The organism is Ktedonobacteraceae bacterium, from assembly GCA_035653615.1.
Taxonomy (GTDB): Bacteria; Chloroflexota; Ktedonobacteria; order Ktedonobacterales; family Ktedonobacteraceae; genus DASRBN01.
The window spans coordinates 196,795-213,483 of record DASRBN010000042.1; the positions used below are offsets into that span (position 1 = coordinate 196,795).

A 16,689-nucleotide genomic window follows, 5' to 3' on the forward strand; every position below is an offset into this window, starting at 1 on the left:
TATAACACATAATAAAGAAGATAGTAGCTCGTCATCAGTTAAGAAACGCTGCTTAATATACGCTGCCTCATAGAGTTGGTGCGCAAGTGGAAGCATTACTGCATACCATCGTCCTTGTGACCAACGTCGAGAGGTGAGGGCTAAAAAGAAGACATCAGTACAAAAGTACCCCGGTTTTCATGTGAAAAAACCGGAGTACTTTTTCTCTGCCATCCAATTCTTCTCAGTATATATACCGTGTCAATTCATTTCATTTTATATGATCTCATATCTTTTCATCCATCTTTGTCATCACGATGCATGTAATAGTTGTGCTTGCTCGTCTCTTTGCCCCTCAATATACTTGACTTAGTAATGGTTCTGATTGTCTCTCTATTTGAGGGGGAGGGATAATAAGCGTGAAAGAGAAACAAGGGATAAGCTCTTTAGCGCCCAACACTCAACGTGCCTTTTATGATATCTGGGTTGAATCTCGCGTGCGCAAAAACCGGCGAAAGTTTCAAATCGCTACTTTGCTGATGGTGATAGCAAGTATGCTGGTTATTTTCGCTTTTGTACTCACTGCCTGGAACCTGACCACCTCTGCTGCACCGCTTGATCGCACTCCGGTTCCTGCGGCGCAGGTTGCTACTCGAGTACAAAAGCCGACTCTCACTCCCACGCAACAGGCGACTCCCAGCCCACAGATAAGTCCGCAAATCGCTTCTCAGATTGATAGTCTGCTGGAGAATAAGGCTTCACAGCAGCAGTTCAGCGGCTCGGTACTGATCGCAATAAACGGCCAGGTACTGCTTAGCAAGGGTTACAGCATGGCCGATTGGAACAAGAATATACCCAACACTGCTCAGACAAGGTTTTACCTCGGCTCGGTCACCAAACAATTCACCGCCATGGGTATACTTATATTGCAAGAGCAAGGCAAGCTGAACGTCCATGACCCACTCTGCAAATACATCCAGCCCTGCCCTCCGCCCTGGCAGCCATTGACCATTCACGAACTATTGACACACACTTCCGGCATTCCGCAACTGGACGACTCCCAACTATCGGGCAGCTCTCCTCAAGCGTGGATGAACAGTTACGACAATGTGCCCCTGGAGTTCACACCGGGCACCCAATTCGATTATTGCAGCGTCTGCTTCCAGATTCTGGGCTACGTTATCCAGCAGGCTTCAGGCAAACCATACAGCGAGTTCATCGAGGAATCAATCCTTGACCCCTTGCAAATGAAACATACAGGCTTCGGCTCAGACTACTATTATTCACTGACCAATCATGCTACCGGATACGCTTCCTGGCAGGTTCCAGCCATGCAACTTGGTTGGGATGTTGATCCTCAGTGGTCATTCCTCTTTGGCTCAGGATTGATGCAAAGCACTGTTGGAGATCTCTATATCTGGGACCAGGCCCTCTACACACAAACACTGGTCTCCCGGCAAACACTGAACGAGGCTTTTACTGAATACGACGCTACTTCAGAGTTCGCGGGATCGGGCTATGGCTACGGCTGGTTTATTGCCAAATCGCCTGTAAGGGGTCACCGCCTGATCTGGCACGACGGGAGAATCGATGGCTTCAGAACCTACATCGGACGCTACGTCGATGACCATGTCACCATCATTTTCTTGAGCAATCTGGCATCACTGGATGAATTGGCGCTTGCACAGCAAATCCAGCAGATCGTCTTTGCCAATTATCATAAATGAGAAGAAAATACTGCTACCGATACTTTCCTTGCCACATCTATTAGGACATGCTAGAATAAGTACATATTCCACTGAATGGAACAAGTTGGCAGAGAGAAACAATATGGGATATATGCTGTGATGACTTTTCTTATTGAGGTAGAGGCAGTTTCTCAAGAGTACGATGCTCAAGCAAACAAACTTGCTCGTGAAATACTCTTTTTACCTATTGCCCATCTTCCGTCGCTTGCCGCAATCGTAGCTAACAAGACTCCCCTTACCACCCGCACCGCTCACCTCTACTACCTCACAGGCAACCTTTCCCTCATCGAAATTGACCGGCTCGCACAGCAGTTATTGATCGACCCGGTAGTGCAAAGGGCCACCATCCTTACTTCCTCAGTAAAGCCGACCACGCATCAGGAAGAGTACAAAGAGCAAATATCGGCTTATACCATCGATGTTTTTTTTCACCCAGGTGTCACCGATACATTGGCCGAGAGCGTAATGGATGGAGCCTCGCTGCTGGATATTCATGGCCTGGAACAGGTAGCAACAGGTAAGCGCTATATACTCGATGGACGTTTGAGCGAAGAGGATGTGCAGTTCATCACGGGAGCGCTGTTATATAACCCGGTGATCCAACGATATACCTTGTATCGTTCTGGGCAAGATGGTTTTCAAACCGGTGACCTGCAGGATGTACCTGCTGAAAGGTTACAAGCACAGGTAGAAGCTAGAAGTAATGCAAGCCGGTTCCATATGCTCGATATGACGGATGAAGAACTGCTCGAACTGAGCAAAGCAGGCATGCTCGCGCTTGACCTCGCTGAGATGCGAGCTATCCAGGCGTACTATCGAGAGCAGCGACGCGAACCAACGGATGTTGAGCTTGAAACCCTCGCTCAAACCTGGTCTGAACATTGTTCGCACAAGACCTTCAAGGCAATCATTGACTATCGCGAAGTGAATAGTGCCGGCACCATCCTGAAAGAAGAAACCATCGACGGCCTGCTCAAACAGTATATTATGTGTGCTACAGAGCAAATCAACCCACCCTGGCTGGTATCCGCATTCAGTGATAACGCCGGAATCATTCGTTTTACACAGTCTCACGATATTGCCTTCAAAGTCGAGACACATAATCATCCCTCGGCCATTGAGCCTTTCGGTGGCGCAAATACCGGCGTCGGAGGTGTGATTCGCGACGTATTGGGAGTTTCGGCCCGGCCCATCGCCTGTACAGATGTACTCTGCTTTGGACCTCCTGATACACCTATCGAGGATTTGCCTCATGGTATTCTCTCGCCTCACCGTATTGCCAGCGGCGTCGTCGATGGTATTCGCGACTATGGGAACAAGATGGGCATTCCTACGGTCAATGGCGCAGTACTTTATGATCGTGGCTACCTGTTCAATCCGCTGGTCTTCTGTGGATGTCTTGGTTTATTGCCACACGGGAGCCATCCACGCCGGGTACGGCCAGGTGATCTCATCGTCGTCCTCGGTGGGCGCACGGGTCGTGATGGTATTCACGGTGCGACATTTTCCTCCGGCGAAATGAGCAGCGAGATCAACGCCCGTGCCGGTAGCGCGGTACAGATTGGTGCGCCCATCACCGAGAAAAAAGTCACAGATGTGCTGATCCAGGCCAGAGACCGCCATCTCTATACAGCTATTACTGATTGTGGGGCCGGTGGATTCTCATCGGCAATCGGTGAAATGGGCGAAGAGACGGGAGCAAGGGTGGAACTGGCAAATGCCCCACTCAAGTATGCGGGACTGGCGCCCTGGGAAATCTGGCTCTCAGAGGCACAAGAACGCATGGTACTCGCCATCCCGCCCGATCATCTCGCCGACCTGCTGGAAATCTGTGCTATTGAAGAGGTAGAGGCCAGCGTAATCGGCAGCTTTACAGCCGATCAACGCCTGGTAGTCAGCTATCTCGGTGAAGTCGTTGCCGACCTTGATATGGCATTCCTGCACAAGGGCAGACCCGGGAGAAGGCTGGAGGCAACCTGGACAGGTAGGCAGGAAACGCCTGTTTCTGCCTCTAACCTTGCCGCGTTAAAAGAAAACAGCCTCTCCGTGAAAAATCACTCTGACATTCTCCTTGCGCTCTTACGTCATCCCAGCACCGGCTCGAAGGAAGCCATCATACGACGCTACGATCACGAGGTGCAGGGGGCAACAGTTCTCAAGCCACTGGTGGGCAAAGCCGGAAATGGACCCGGCGATGCCGCTGTACTCCAACCCATCCTTGATGAACCAACCGGGGCGGGAATCGTAATTTCTAGCGGCATCAACCCACTTTATGGCAGAATCGACCCTTACGCAATGGCAACCAATGCCATCGATGAAGCCTTGCGCAATCTCACGGCAGTTGGTGGAGACATAGAGCATGCAGCCATCCTCGATAACTTCTGCTGGGGCAACCCCACCGACCCTGCACAACTTGGAATGCTCGTGCGCGCCGCCAAGGGCTGCCACGATGCCGCAATCGGCTTTCGCGTGCCGTTTATCTCAGGCAAAGACAGCCTCAACAACGAGTATCGCGCCAACGGGCAGCGCCTGCCTGTGCTGCCCACGCTGCTCATCTCAGCAGTCGGCGTTATCGACGATGCGGTTCGCACTATTGATATGTCGCTCAAAGATTCTGGCAACCTGCTCTATCAAATAGGGATAACACACAACGAACTGGCAGGTTCCCATCTCGTGGAAGTTGTCAAAAGCACTACCTTTGAGCAATCGTTTCCTCAAACGAATGTCCCACAGGTTGATTTTCAAGCGGCTCGCACCCGGATGAAAGCCCTGGGCAATGCTATCCGCGCCGGCATGATTGTTTCGTGTCATGATCTTTCGGAGGGCGGACTTGCAGTCGCAGCGGCTGAGATGGCGCTTGCCGGTTTGCGTGGCCTGTATATCGATATTGGCAAAGTCCGGCATGATATTTCAATGCCAGAGGACTCCCTGGCTACATTGCTGCTTTTTAGCGAGAGCGCCTCACGTTTCCTGGTTGAGGTGGTACCTGAGCAACAGCATAGATTTGAGGAATATATGCGCTCGCAAGGTGTACGGAATTTCGCCTGTATTGGCGAGGTAACGAACTCAGACCGCTTCGTTGTGCAGTATGAGACACAAAAGCTGGTCGATCTACCTGTTGCGACTTTACAGAGTACGTGGAGTGGAGAGGAGGTGAAGCTATGACAAGGGCGCTCGTATTGCGCGCACCCGGCATCAATTGTGATCGCGAAACGGCACATGCATGTCGCCTGGTTGGCTTCGAGACTGAACTTGTACATATCAATCACCTGCTCAGGGCACCCGAACGTCTCTTAGCGTTTGACTTCCTTGTCATTCCAGGAGGCTTCTCCTATGGCGATGACCTTGGTGCTGGCACATTGCTGGCAAAAAATCTTACCGTTCATTTTGGCCAGCAACTGCACCAATTTATTGACGAAGGACGCCCCGTACTTGGCATCTGCAACGGTTTCCAGGTACTTGTTCGCGCCGGACTGCTCCCCGGTCAAATCGTCGATTCTCCCAACATTGCTGATACAAAGACTTCCACCCAGGTTTGCAGCCTCACTGATAATGCTTCAGCTCAATTTGAATGCCGCTGGATCAGGCTTGCCATACATCAAAGCTCCTGCATTTTCACACGTGATGAAGGACAGGTGATCGAATTGCCGGTGGCCCATGGCGAAGGCCGATTTGTTATGGTCAACTCCCAATCTTTGGCCCGGCTACGGTCAAACGGCCAGATTCCACTTGTCTATACAGAGCTAGAGTCTATGGCTATAAGAAATCGCGACGATATTGACCGGGCCATCCCTTACCCGAATAATCCTAATGGCTCCTCCGGCAATATCGCGGGCATCTGCAATGTGCGAGGCAATGTGCTTGGTTTGATGCCACATCCTGAACGATACGTCAACGCGCTCCAACATCCTCAGCACCGTGGGAGGGAGAATGGAGAGGGCGATGGCCTGCTCATCTTCAAAAATGCTTTCGAGTATGCCAGGCAGCAAGAGAGGATAGTGCTGTGATGCCACAGGAAATGGACAAATCTCTTAATACAGATAGCGTCTATGCTGCCAGCGGAGTTGACATCGCAGCCGCGGACCGCACCAGGAGGCTCATGCGTGATGCAGTCAAGGCCACGCAGGGCAATAGCGTGCTGGCAGGGATGGGAGCATTTGCCGGCATTCTTGACGCGAGCAGTATTCAGAACATGAAGCACCCGGCGCTTGTTGCTTCAACCGATGGTGCCGGCACCAAGACTTTACTGGCAGCACAGGCGGGCAGGTTCGATACCATCGGTTTTGACCTCGTGCATCATTCCGTGAATGACCTGCTGGCGCAGGGAGCTACGCCGCTCTTTTTCATGGACTACCTGGCGATGGGAAAACTTGATCCCGAACAGGCAGCGACAATTGTGCGCGGCGTCGCCCTGGCCTGCCAGGAGGTTGGCTGCACATTGCTCGGTGGCGAAACGGCCGAGATGCCCGATGTGTACCTGCCAGAAGCATTCGATCTTGCCGGAACGATTGTCGGCATTGTCGAGCGAGATGAGATTATTGACGGATCATCCATTGCTCCTGGCGACGTGCTGCTTGGCCTGCCATCGAACGGCTTGCACACTAATGGCTACTCGCTGGCACGACGTGTTTTCGCGCCATTTTCGCTCGAGACAGTTTTTCCTGAGCTGGGCGAGCCGCTGGTTGATGCTCTGCTACGTCCACATCGCTGCTACCTGCGCGAAATACAGGCACTGCGCGAGTTTTTAGAGAAAAAGACCACGAATCGCCCTGCGATGAAGGGTCTGGTACATATTACGGGAGGTGGGTTTGAGGGAAATATCAGCCGTATTTTGCCCGCCGGAACCCAGGCTGTAGTAGAAACAAGTTCATGGAGCGTTCCACCTCTCTTCCGGTTGATCGCCCAGCTGGGCCATGTTAGCCAGGAAGAGATGTACCGCACGCTGAACATGGGTATCGGCATGGTAATGGTCTTATCGCCTCAAGACGCTGAGGCAACATTGGGCTTTCTCCCTGAAGCGAGTACAATTGGTTTTATCAGGGAAGGCGAAGGAGTAGTCGTCGATTTTTCAGTTCTATAAGGAAAGGGCAACGTTGCTATGATTGAACAACCTGTTTTTGGTCCCCTGCTGGCAGAGGGCAAAACCAAATTGATTTACGCGTATCCTGATGATCCAAACCTGGCGTATATGGTCAGCAAAGATCAAATCACGGCAGGCGATGGGGCACGACGCAATGAACTGGTGGGGAAATCGCGCTGGAGTACGATTACGACCGCTAATGTCTTCCGCATCCTGAACAATGAGGGCATCGCGACCCATTTCGTCGAGCAAATCAACGACACAACGCTCCTCGTGCGCCGCTGCCGCATGCTACCGGTTGAGCAGGTCATGCGTCGCATTGCCACCGGTTCGTACCTCAAACGGCATCCCGAAGTGAGCGAGGGGACACGCTTTGATCCGGTGCTGGTAGAGACATTTCTCAAGGATGATGCGCGCCACGACCCTCAAATCTGGGAGCAGGACATCATTCAAATGGGCCTGGCAACGGCCACCGAAATTAGCTGGATGGCGGACCAGGGACGACGCGTTTTCGAGGTACTGGAAAAGGCCTGGGCCTCGATAGATGTGACCCTGGTTGACCTCAAAATTGAGTTTGGACGCGACGCAAACAATGATTTGCTGGTCGCCGATGTCATCGATAACGATAGCTGGCGGCTATGGCCGGGGGGTGATAAGTCGCGCATGCTCGACAAGCAGGTATATCGCAACCTGAAAGAAGTCACGCCCCAGGATTTGCAAGAGGTCGCGGATCGCTACGCCCTGGTAGCCGACCTGACCGGAAAAATCAAGGCGAGTTGAGAAACTCAAAAGGGTGCTGATGGAAGAAGCTGGTGGTTCACAAGGGGAGGGAGTAAATGGAACGGTTACATGACGCCTGTGGCATAGTAGGTATCTACCTGCAGGAACATGACGAGCACATCGATGTGCGGAACTATCTGGCATTAGCTCTCACATCTTTGCAGCATCGTGGTCAGGAGAGCGCGGGCATCGCCGTCTATGATGGAGACGGCAAGATAGCCACCAGGGTTGGCATGGGAAAAGTGCGCGAAGTCTTTGCCGATTCAGGGGCGGGACTACCCCCTACCTGCTGCGGAATCGGCCACGTGCGGTACTCTACTACCGGCTCAAGCTGTGTTGAGAACGCAGGCCCTTTTGTGGTAGGTGAAGGACATGTCCATCCAGGCGCGATTGCTGTTGCGCATAACGGCAATCTGGTAAACGGCGATAGGTTGCGCGCGCAATTTCCATCCGGCCTCCTCAATTCGACCACCGACAGCGAGGCTATTGCCCTGTTGTTGCTATTTTCTGAGGGTGGAACGCTGCGAGAACGCTTGATTGAGACGATTCCCTTGTTGCAGGGAGCCTATAGCCTGGTAATTCTCTCCGAGGACAAGCTCTTTGCCATGCGCGACCCCTGGGGTATGCGCCCTCTCTGCCTTGGACAAATAGGGAAGAACTGGATGGTCGCTTCCGAATCATGCGCGCTAGATCGCGTCGGAGCAGTGTTTGTAAGAGAAGTCGAGCCGGGAGAACTCATCACTATTGATCAAGACGGCCTGCATGCCGAGACCTTGCTCGCGGAACCCCGTCACGCGTTGTGCGTCTTCGAGTATATTTACTTTTCCGATGCAACCAGCAGCTTAAATAACAGGTATGTCTACGAGGTGCGCGAGCAACTGGGCCGGGAACTGGCGAGGGAACATCCCATCGATGCTGATCTTGTAGTGCCTGTGCCCGATTCTTCCATTCCAGCGGCGCTGGGCTATGCTGCCGCATCAAACATTCCCTACGGGCAGGCGATCATCAAAAATCGTTACGCAGATCGCACCTTCATCAAACCAGATCAGCGGCTGCGGCAACTAGAGGTGGATTTGAAATTCAACTTCGTCAAGTCGAAGATCGCCGGGGCGCGCTTAGTGATCGTCGACGACTCAATCGTGCGCGGCAATACGATGAAGCGACTGGTAGCGGCGCTGCGGCATCAAGGAGCGAAAGAAATTCACCTGCGTTCGAGCGCTCCACCATTGCGCCATCCCTGTTACTTCGGCATAGACATACCGCGTGAGGAGGAACTGATTGCCGCCGGTCGCAGCGTGCAGGAAATCGCGGATTATATCGGAGTGGATAGCCTGGGCTACCTGAGCCTGGAAGGTCTGGGAAAAGCCTTACGCGTGGTAAAAGATGATACCAACCTTGACGATGCTGCCGCCATTGCATCTCTGCATGCCGAGTGCTGCTATGGCTGTATGCATACTGCTGGCTGGCCGTTCGATCCTACAAAGCCACCGCTTCTAATGCCGGTACGAAACGAAAAATTGCTGAGGGTGTCATAATGCAAATACTGGTGATCGGCTCGGGCGCGCGCGAACATGCAATCGTCCGGAAACTGGCGCAGAGTCCTCGCGTCAACCAGATTTACGCCGCTCCTGGAAATCCTGGCATGATGGCACAGGCCGAATGCATTCCTCTAGGAGTGACACAATTCACGGAACTGGCGGATTTCGCGGAACGCAAGCACATCGACCTCACAATCGTCGGGCCAGAAGTGCCACTAGTAGAGGGTATCGCGGATTTTTTCCGCCGCCGAGGTTTGCGCATCTTCGGGCCAGGCGCCGCGGGTGCCGCACTCGAGGGCAGCAAAGCTTTCGCGAAGGAACTAATGACCACCGCCGGTATTCCAACTGCGCAGCATCGCACCTTTACCGATGCCACAGCAGCTAATGCATACCTGGAAGAGCATGGTGTTCCCGTGGTCGTCAAGGCCGATGGAAACGCTGCCGGCAAGGGAGCGATTGTTGCACTCGACATGGAAACGGCTCGTAACGCTATACAGCAAATGATGGTCGAACGTGTTTTCGGCGCGGCAGGAGATATTGTCGTGATCGAGGACTACCTGCAAGGCGATGAAATAGGCTCGACCGCTATCTGCAACGGCACCCATTATTTGCCTCTACCCCTCAGCCAGGATCACAAACGCGCCCTGGACAACGACCAGGGCCTGAATACCGGTGGCATGGGCGTCTATACCCCTCTGCCATTTGTGAATGCAGTGACCCAAACGCAGATACAGCAGCGCATTATATCGGCCACTCTACAGGCACTACAAGAGCGTGGCATCCACTTCTCAGGCGTTCTCTATTCAAACATCATGCTCACGCAACGCGGCCCCATGGTACTCGAACACAATACCCGTTTTGGCGACCCGGAAACGCAGGCTTTCATGATGCTGTTGCAAGACGATATAATGAAGCTCCTTGAATTCGCAGAAACGGCATTGCCTGCCACCTATCCAGAGATAGCCTGGCATAAGGGATACGCCGCCAGCCTGACATTGGCATCGCGAGGCTATCCAGGAAGGTACCCGATTGGCCTACCCATTACGGGCATCGAGGAGGCTAACCGCCTGGAACACGTGCAGGTCTTTCACGCCGGAACAGCCTTACGGGACGGACGCCTGGTAACGGCTGGAGGGCGCGTGCTGAGCGTTGCTGCTCGCGGTGAAACACTGCAAGAGGCCGCAGCAAGAGTGTACGAAGCGGCGGCGCGCATTTCATTCGAGGGTATGCATTATCGCCGCGATATTGCGCATCGTGGCTTGAAAGCAAAGGAATAGGAGTACAATACATGACAGCACAAGTAATTATTATCATGGGTAGTAAGGGCGATCTTTCTCAGGCCGAAGGCGTCGCCAAGACGCTCAAAGCCCTGGAGATCAGCTACGAGATGCGCGTGTGTTCGGCGCACAAAGCAACTACGCGCCTGCTAGAGATATTGTCCGAGTATGAATCCGCCGGTCCGCTTGTCTACATCACCATTGCAGGCCGCTCAAACGCGCTCTCGGCGGTGGTCGACGCCAATACACGCTTTCCGGTAATCGCCTGCCCACCCTATAGCGACCGCTTCGGCGGCATGGACATACTTTCATCGTTACGGCTGCCATCAGGCATTGCCTCACCAACGATTCTGGAACCCGAAGGGGCAGCGCTCCTTGCCGCCAAAATGCTCGCGCTGTCTGATCCTCTGCTGAGCCAGCGTATCGTCAACTACCAGCAGCAGTTTGCCGCGATTCTGGCGCAGGCCGATGAAGAGGCACGTTCTCATGGCTAACAACTATGAGAACGCCAGCCTGCATCTCGGCGTACTCATCTCGGGCAGTGGCAGCAACTTGCAGGCCCTTATTGATGCGATTGAAAGCAAGGAACTACAAAACGTTGCAATCGCATTAGTGGTGAGCAATAGAGCCGGTGCCCAGGGGCTACAACGCGCTCTCCGGCATAAGATACCCACAATCTACCTGCCCTGGAATGAGCCGCAGGAAAGTGAAGCAAAGCTCGTTGCTCTCCTGCGGTTGTTTCAGGTTGATCTGATCGTGCTGGCCGGCTGGATGCGCATCCTGAGCGCCGGCTTCCTCGCACAATTCCCGCGGCGCGTTATCAATCTGCACCCCGCGCTCTTGCCCGACGACGGCACAGGTTCGCACTATATTACGAGCGATGGGACAACCATCCCGGTCTTCCGTGGGTTACACGCCATCCGGCAGGCCCTGGAGAGCGGTGTGACAATCACAGGAAGCACGGTTCATTACGTGACGGCAGAGGTGGATGCCGGACCCGTCATATGCAGGGAAGAAGTAAAGATCGAGTCGGGCGATACAGAGGAATCGCTGCATGAGCGGATAAAGAGGGTTGAGCACCGGTTGATTGTGGAGGCGGTGAGGAGATTGAGGAGCGAATTCGCTTAGCGCGACCCTGGATAAGCCCTTGATATGGCTACCCTTTTCTCCAAACCAGCGAATAGCGCCACAACAAATGCCTTCTCACCCTCGCTCCCGGCAAAACCTTTTTACAAATCTGGCGCAACTGCGCAAGCGTGAGATAGGTATCATGCTTCCCATGTTCAGCCCAGGCTTGCCGCACTGCTTCCGACTCCCTGGTGCGCCCCGTTTTGAGGAATTTCAGCATATAATTATATGGTACGGCTATAAGAAATATGGACAAATCGAATAAACTGGCCTGATAGAGATCAAGTACAATCAGCTTTCCACCGGGGGCAAGCGCAGTTTTCAACTTACTGAGGATGTCTTCCATAGGCAAATGGTGCAGGGTCGCGATGGAGACGATGCAATCGAACTGTTCAGGGGCGAAATCCCATGAGAGTACATCGGCTACCTGGTAGTCGATGTTGGTGTATTGCTGCGAACGCTCCTTTGCCAGTCTAATCATCTGCGGTGAGAGATCCAGCGCCAGTACGTGCTCGGCCTTTTGCGCCAGGAGACGCGCGAATGCTCCGCTGCCACAACCTATTTCCATTGCATTCCTGCAAGGCGATGGAACCTGGCGCAAAAGGAAATCATGATAATGGTTATTGTGATTCCAACTCTCGTCCCCTACTAACGCGAGCCGGTCAAAATCAGCCTGTATAGTGGCCATATCAACATACTCTGTCATGGCTTTAGTATGCACAATGATTATTAGCGAAGGCAAGGAACGATAGCGAAAGTACTAAGAATTAACTTACCTAGTGCCGGAAGTGCCGCCTGCCCGTAAAAATCATGGCAATTGCATACCTGTTAGCCATACGAATCGCTTCATCGTCACGGATGGAACCACCTGGCTGGATAATTGCTGTCACTCCGGCCCTGGCAGCGGTCTCGACGCCATCGGGGAATGGGAAGTAGGCATCCGATGCCAGTACCGAGCCGCGCGCGCGGTCGGCGGCTTTTTCGACCGCCAGTTGTACGCTGGCAACACGGTTCATCTGGCCCGCTCCAACGCCCACTAATACCAGCTTATGCGCTAACACGATGGCATTCGATTTGACATGCCGCACTACTTTCCAGGCAAAGAGCAGGTCCGTCAACTCTTCCAGATTTGGTTCGCGCTCGCTGACGACCTTGTATGTCAGTTCCGGCTCCCCCACGGCATCAGGCGTTTGCAAAAGCAGACCCCCACTGACACTACGAATATCGAAGCGCCCGGACTGGAGCAACCCGGTATTGATGCTGGGTGGATCGATGGGAGTATGTGTCGCCAGCAATCGCAGATTCTTCTTCTTACGCAATATCTCAAGCGCCTCAGGTGTATAGCCCGGGGCAATGATTGCTTCATAGAACAACTGGCTGATCTCGTGCGCCGTGGCTTCATCAATGGAACGATTTGAACCAATGATGCCACCATACGCTGAAATAGGATCGCCCATATGGGCTTTTTTGTAGGCCTCCACAAGCACATCGCCGCAGGCTAATCCACAAGGGTTCGTATGCTTGATGATGGCGATTGTCGGAGCGGTGAAACTACCGGCAGCTCCCATTGCCGCATCGAGGTCAATCAGATTGTTAAAGGAAAGCTCCTTTCCATGTAATACCTCCGCACTCGCGATAGTAGGCGTTTTAAGGGAGAAATTGGGCATCGCCCAACGATAGAAAGCCGCCTGCTGGTGTGGATTTTCGCCGTAGCGCAAGGACTGCACCAGGTGCAGGGGCAGCGTCAGGTCTTCAGGGAATAGTCCTTCGGACTGCACGCGAAGATGTTCAGCAATGGCGGTGTCATAGCTGGCTGTATGCTGAAATGCAACAGCGGCAAGATGGCGGCGTGTCTCAAAACTTACCTGTCCAAGCATATGCCACTCCCGCATTACAGGAGCGTAATCTTCGGGCCGCACCAGCACAATCACGTCCTGGAAATTCTTGGCCGCGGCGCGGATCAACGAGACACCGCCGATATCAATCTGTTCTTGCGCTTCACCGAGTGTTACGCCTGGACGGGCAATGGTTTCGGCAAAAGGATAGAGATTGACCACTACTATATCAATGGGGGCTATCTGGTATTCCTGTAACTCAGCAAAATGCGCCGGATCATCGCGGCGCGCGAGAATACCTCCAAAAATCGCGGGGTGCAGCGTCTTGACCCTTCCACCGAGTATTTCGGCAAAGCCGGTCAGTTCGCTGACTGCATGTACAGGAATCCTTTCCTCCTGCAATACACTGGCGGTTCCTCCGGTCGCGAAAATATCTATCTGATGAGCCTGTAGCTCCTGTGCTAATTCACTGAGACCTTCACGGTTGGCAACACTGATAATTGCTCGCATGTATTCCTCTTTCTACCCGGCAGGCAAGATGCACAAACCTGTTCTTTTCAATAGGCAATAACGCCTTTCCCACTCATTATAAGACATGTGAGAATAGTGCCATATGTGCTATACTCCCATTGTGACTTTATTCTCTTCAATTGACCAATGAATGATTTGTTCCTCAAGGAGGCCAGCATGCTTTTTCATCCTGATGCCCCTGGTGATTGGGGCCAGATGCAGGGATCATCCACTATCAAAGTAACCACAGAAGAGCTATCTACCTCTGATGGGTGCAAACTTTTCTTACGCAATTGGGATAGCGGGAGTAGCGAGATACTGCTGATTTTGCACGGTCTGGGAGCACACAGCGGCTGGTTTATCGATATGGGCAATTCCCTGGCTTCACATGGTCTGACCGTTTATGCTATGGATCACCGCGGATTCGGTCGCTCTGGAGGTCTGGCAGGGCATATCGATAACTACCACATGTTCCTGGCGGATATCGCGTTCATTGTTGCCCAGATACGCAAACGCCATCCAGGAGCCAAACTTTACATACTCGGTCATAGTATGGGCGGTATCTTCGCCACCTATTTTGCCGCACAACATCAGGATATGCTCAATGGTGTGCTTTTCCTTAATCCCTGGGTAGCTGATACCTCAAAGGTTTCCATACTGACGACGCTAGGAATTTTGCTGGGCGGCTTATTTAAGTCTAAACATTACTGGCAGGTGGCTTTCGGCACCGACAAGATGACGACTAACCCTGAAGCTGTAAAGATGTTGAATGCGGATACCTTCTGGCGGTTAAAAGAAACATCCTCGTTTTTCTTTCAGATATTTCTCATGCGCTCAGGCATACTCGCCAAAGCAAAGCAGATAGCTATTCCCGCGCTCGTCATACAAGCCGAGAATGATAAATCGGTCGTCCCCGAAGCATCACACAAGCTTTACGAGACAATAGCCAGCAAGGACAAGGCATGGATAGCATTGCCCCACTACGAGCACGACAGCGAGTTCGAACCAGACCGTTCACTGCTGGATAATACGATTGCTAGCTGGATCAAAGAACATGCGGCTCCTGGCACTAAAGCAACATCATAAGCCAGGAGCTGAAATGCTGGCTTATTACAGTATCTTCTGCAACCTCAGCAGATCATCCATATTACCTGTGACCTTGAGCTTGCGAGTGATATAGGCCTGGATGGGATTGACCTTGCGGTCCATAATACCGGCCAGCAAATCACTGTTGCTGATCACTTTGACATCCGGTTGAGGAAGTGTCTCCTCGGACAGCGTGGCAGTCCCATTTTCGGCGATGTTCAGGACAAAGTTGCGTTGCAAATCGGGAAAGATGAACTGCAAGGTTTTGGCAAAGCCTTGGAACGAGGCCTGAATATCAGGCTGGTCAAACCGGGCGCGGATTCGCTCTAAATACGGCACAATATCAGTCATGCTATACTCCTATTCTGGATTGATGAAACGCGGAAGGTAGGCTCTCTGGGTAGAAGCCATCTCATCGAACATTTGCCGGATTTCTGGCAGCGAGCAGACCGCCGCGGTAAGCGGATCAAGCATCAAAGCATGCACTGCTGCCTCGCGGTCTTCATTGAGCAAGGATTGCACCAGCAGGTCATGTATCATCATATGCGCGCTATCTAACGCGGCAAGCTGTGTAGGCAGCCTTCCAAAGTGAACAGGTTGGATGCCATTGCGATCAATCAGGCAGGCCACTTCCACACAACCATCGTGCGGCAGATTCTCGATCAATCCGGCATTATAGACGTTGCCGTAAATCGCCTGGGGCCGGTTCAAAGCATGCCCCTCAATGATGTATGAGCCATAGTCCAGGCCGCGTTCAGTGTAAAATGCGCGTTCTCCCCGGCGCTCGCGTTCGAGGTAGTCATGCAGCCGCTCATCGTGTTCAATACGCTCGCGCGGCCACCTTATCGCGCGCTCTCCACCGGCGATATCATGGTTCATACGAACATAGGGCTCGAGCACATCCCGGCGTTTGCGGAAATAAGGCAGGTACTCGGAAATATGCCCGCTCTGCTCGGTCGTAAATGCCCCAAACTGGCGCAACATATCGAAGCGAATGGGGTCGAGTTTGTAAATTTCTGGGTCTTCAGCTGCACGCAGCACACGTGGATAGAGGTCTTCTCCATCCATTTCCAAGGTCACAAACCAGGATAAATGGTTGATTCCGGCGCAGCGGAAGCGCATGCGCTCATATGGTACATCCGCGTATTCGGAAAGCTCATAGGATGTGAGCAGAATGGAATGACAGAGGCCGATTACCTGCAGGGATGTAGCGCGCAGGGCAGTCAGCACGATAGAGGATAGAGGATTGGTATAATTAATCACCAGGGCGCGCGGGCAGAGTTCCTCGATATCGCGGCAAATAGCAAGCCAGGACGGGGCGGTACGTAAATATTTAAAGATTCCGCCCGGCCCGATAGTATCGGCGATACATTGATTCACGCCGTATTTCAGGGGAATGGCAAAATCGTCGTGGATGGTCGCCAGACCACCAACTTCAATGGCATTAATTACATAATCGCACCCTGGAAGCACGCTTCGCCGGTCGGTCGTTGCCTGCACTGTCCAGGATTTTCCCGTGAGTTTGATCAGTACTTCGGCCACTTCGTGGGTCAGTTCGAGGCGTTGGCTATCCAGGTCTACCAGGGCAAACGTACCCTCGTCCAGTCCTTCGATTGCCAGGATATCGGTAATCACTTCTTGCGCGAATGTGGCGCTTCCGGCACCAATGAGAGCCACTTTTACCATGCGGTTTCTCCAATGTAAAGTCTGAGGTACAATCGCTCTTCA

General features: G+C 52.8%; 14 protein-coding genes. 10 read left to right on the forward strand and 4 right to left on the reverse strand.

What is annotated here, in order from left to right:
* Nucleotides 1–398: 398 nt before the first annotated feature.
* The 9 genes from VFA09_26335 to VFA09_26375 all read left to right on the forward strand — a co-directional run bounded on the left by VFA09_26335 (nucleotide 399) and on the right by VFA09_26375 (nucleotide 11,530).
* Nucleotides 399–1,706: a serine hydrolase domain-containing protein gene (locus VFA09_26335; GenBank protein HZU70821.1), complete on the forward strand. Its 1,308-nt coding sequence runs from the start codon at nucleotides 399–401 to the stop codon at nucleotides 1,704–1,706.
* 120 nt (nucleotides 1,707–1,826) lie between these two features.
* Nucleotides 1,827–4,892: a phosphoribosylformylglycinamidine synthase subunit PurL gene (gene purL, locus VFA09_26340; GenBank protein ID HZU70822.1), complete on the forward strand. Its 3,066-nt coding sequence runs from the start codon at nucleotides 1,827–1,829 to the stop codon at nucleotides 4,890–4,892.
* Nucleotides 4,889–5,734, forward strand: coding sequence for a phosphoribosylformylglycinamidine synthase I (gene purQ, locus VFA09_26345; protein HZU70823.1), 846 nt, complete (start codon nucleotides 4,889–4,891; stop codon nucleotides 5,732–5,734). The genes purL and purQ overlap by 4 nt, the downstream gene beginning before the upstream one ends.
* Entirely contained in the window at nucleotides 5,734–6,807 is a 1,074-nt protein-coding gene (gene purM, locus VFA09_26350) for a phosphoribosylformylglycinamidine cyclo-ligase (protein HZU70824.1), read from the forward strand. Before purQ ends, purM begins: the two co-directional genes overlap by 1 nt.
* Before the next feature lie 18 nt (nucleotides 6,808–6,825).
* The gene (locus VFA09_26355) at nucleotides 6,826–7,587 is read left to right on the forward strand and encodes a phosphoribosylaminoimidazolesuccinocarboxamide synthase (protein HZU70825.1); all 762 of its coding nucleotides are present in this window, start codon (nucleotides 6,826–6,828) and stop codon (nucleotides 7,585–7,587) included.
* A 56-nt stretch (nucleotides 7,588–7,643) separates the two neighbouring features.
* A complete protein-coding gene (gene purF / locus VFA09_26360; GenBank protein HZU70826.1) occupies nucleotides 7,644–9,122 on the forward strand; it encodes an amidophosphoribosyltransferase in 1,479 nt (492 codons plus the stop codon).
* Entirely contained in the window at nucleotides 9,122–10,402 is a 1,281-nt protein-coding gene (purD, locus tag VFA09_26365; protein ID HZU70827.1) for a phosphoribosylamine--glycine ligase, read from the forward strand. The genes purF and purD overlap by 1 nt, the downstream gene beginning before the upstream one ends.
* Before the next feature lie 11 nt (nucleotides 10,403–10,413).
* Complete coding sequence (locus VFA09_26370) at nucleotides 10,414–10,896, forward strand: AIR carboxylase family protein (GenBank protein ID HZU70828.1); 483 nt, start codon at nucleotides 10,414–10,416, stop codon at nucleotides 10,894–10,896.
* On the forward strand, nucleotides 10,889–11,530 hold the full coding sequence (locus VFA09_26375; GenBank protein HZU70829.1) for a phosphoribosylglycinamide formyltransferase: 642 nt from the start codon (nucleotides 10,889–10,891) through the stop codon (nucleotides 11,528–11,530). Before VFA09_26370 ends, VFA09_26375 begins: the two co-directional genes overlap by 8 nt.
* Before the next feature lie 28 nt (nucleotides 11,531–11,558).
* Here VFA09_26375 and VFA09_26380 read toward each other — a convergent pair whose 3' ends face one another.
* Both VFA09_26380 and purH read right to left on the reverse strand, forming a co-directional pair.
* Complete coding sequence (locus VFA09_26380) at nucleotides 11,559–12,218, reverse strand: class I SAM-dependent methyltransferase (protein HZU70830.1); 660 nt, start codon at nucleotides 12,216–12,218, stop codon at nucleotides 11,559–11,561.
* An 88-nt stretch (nucleotides 12,219–12,306) separates the two neighbouring features.
* Nucleotides 12,307–13,875, reverse strand: coding sequence for a bifunctional phosphoribosylaminoimidazolecarboxamide formyltransferase/IMP cyclohydrolase (gene purH, locus VFA09_26385; protein ID HZU70831.1), 1,569 nt, complete (start codon nucleotides 13,873–13,875; stop codon nucleotides 12,307–12,309).
* A gap of 177 nt (nucleotides 13,876–14,052) precedes the next feature.
* On the opposite strand from purH, the gene VFA09_26390 reads away from it, so the two are divergent.
* Nucleotides 14,053–14,961: an alpha/beta hydrolase gene (locus VFA09_26390; protein HZU70832.1), complete on the forward strand. Its 909-nt coding sequence runs from the start codon at nucleotides 14,053–14,055 to the stop codon at nucleotides 14,959–14,961.
* Nucleotides 14,962–14,985: 24 nt separating this feature from the next.
* On the opposite strand, the gene VFA09_26395 is transcribed toward VFA09_26390, so the two are convergent.
* The gene (locus tag VFA09_26395; protein ID HZU70833.1) at nucleotides 14,986–15,312 is read right to left on the reverse strand and encodes an SCP2 sterol-binding domain-containing protein; all 327 of its coding nucleotides are present in this window, start codon (nucleotides 15,310–15,312) and stop codon (nucleotides 14,986–14,988) included.
* A 9-nt stretch (nucleotides 15,313–15,321) separates the two neighbouring features.
* Complete coding sequence (melA, locus tag VFA09_26400; protein HZU70834.1) at nucleotides 15,322–16,647, reverse strand: alpha-galactosidase; 1,326 nt, start codon at nucleotides 16,645–16,647, stop codon at nucleotides 15,322–15,324.
* Nucleotides 16,648–16,689: the final 42 nt, after the last annotated feature.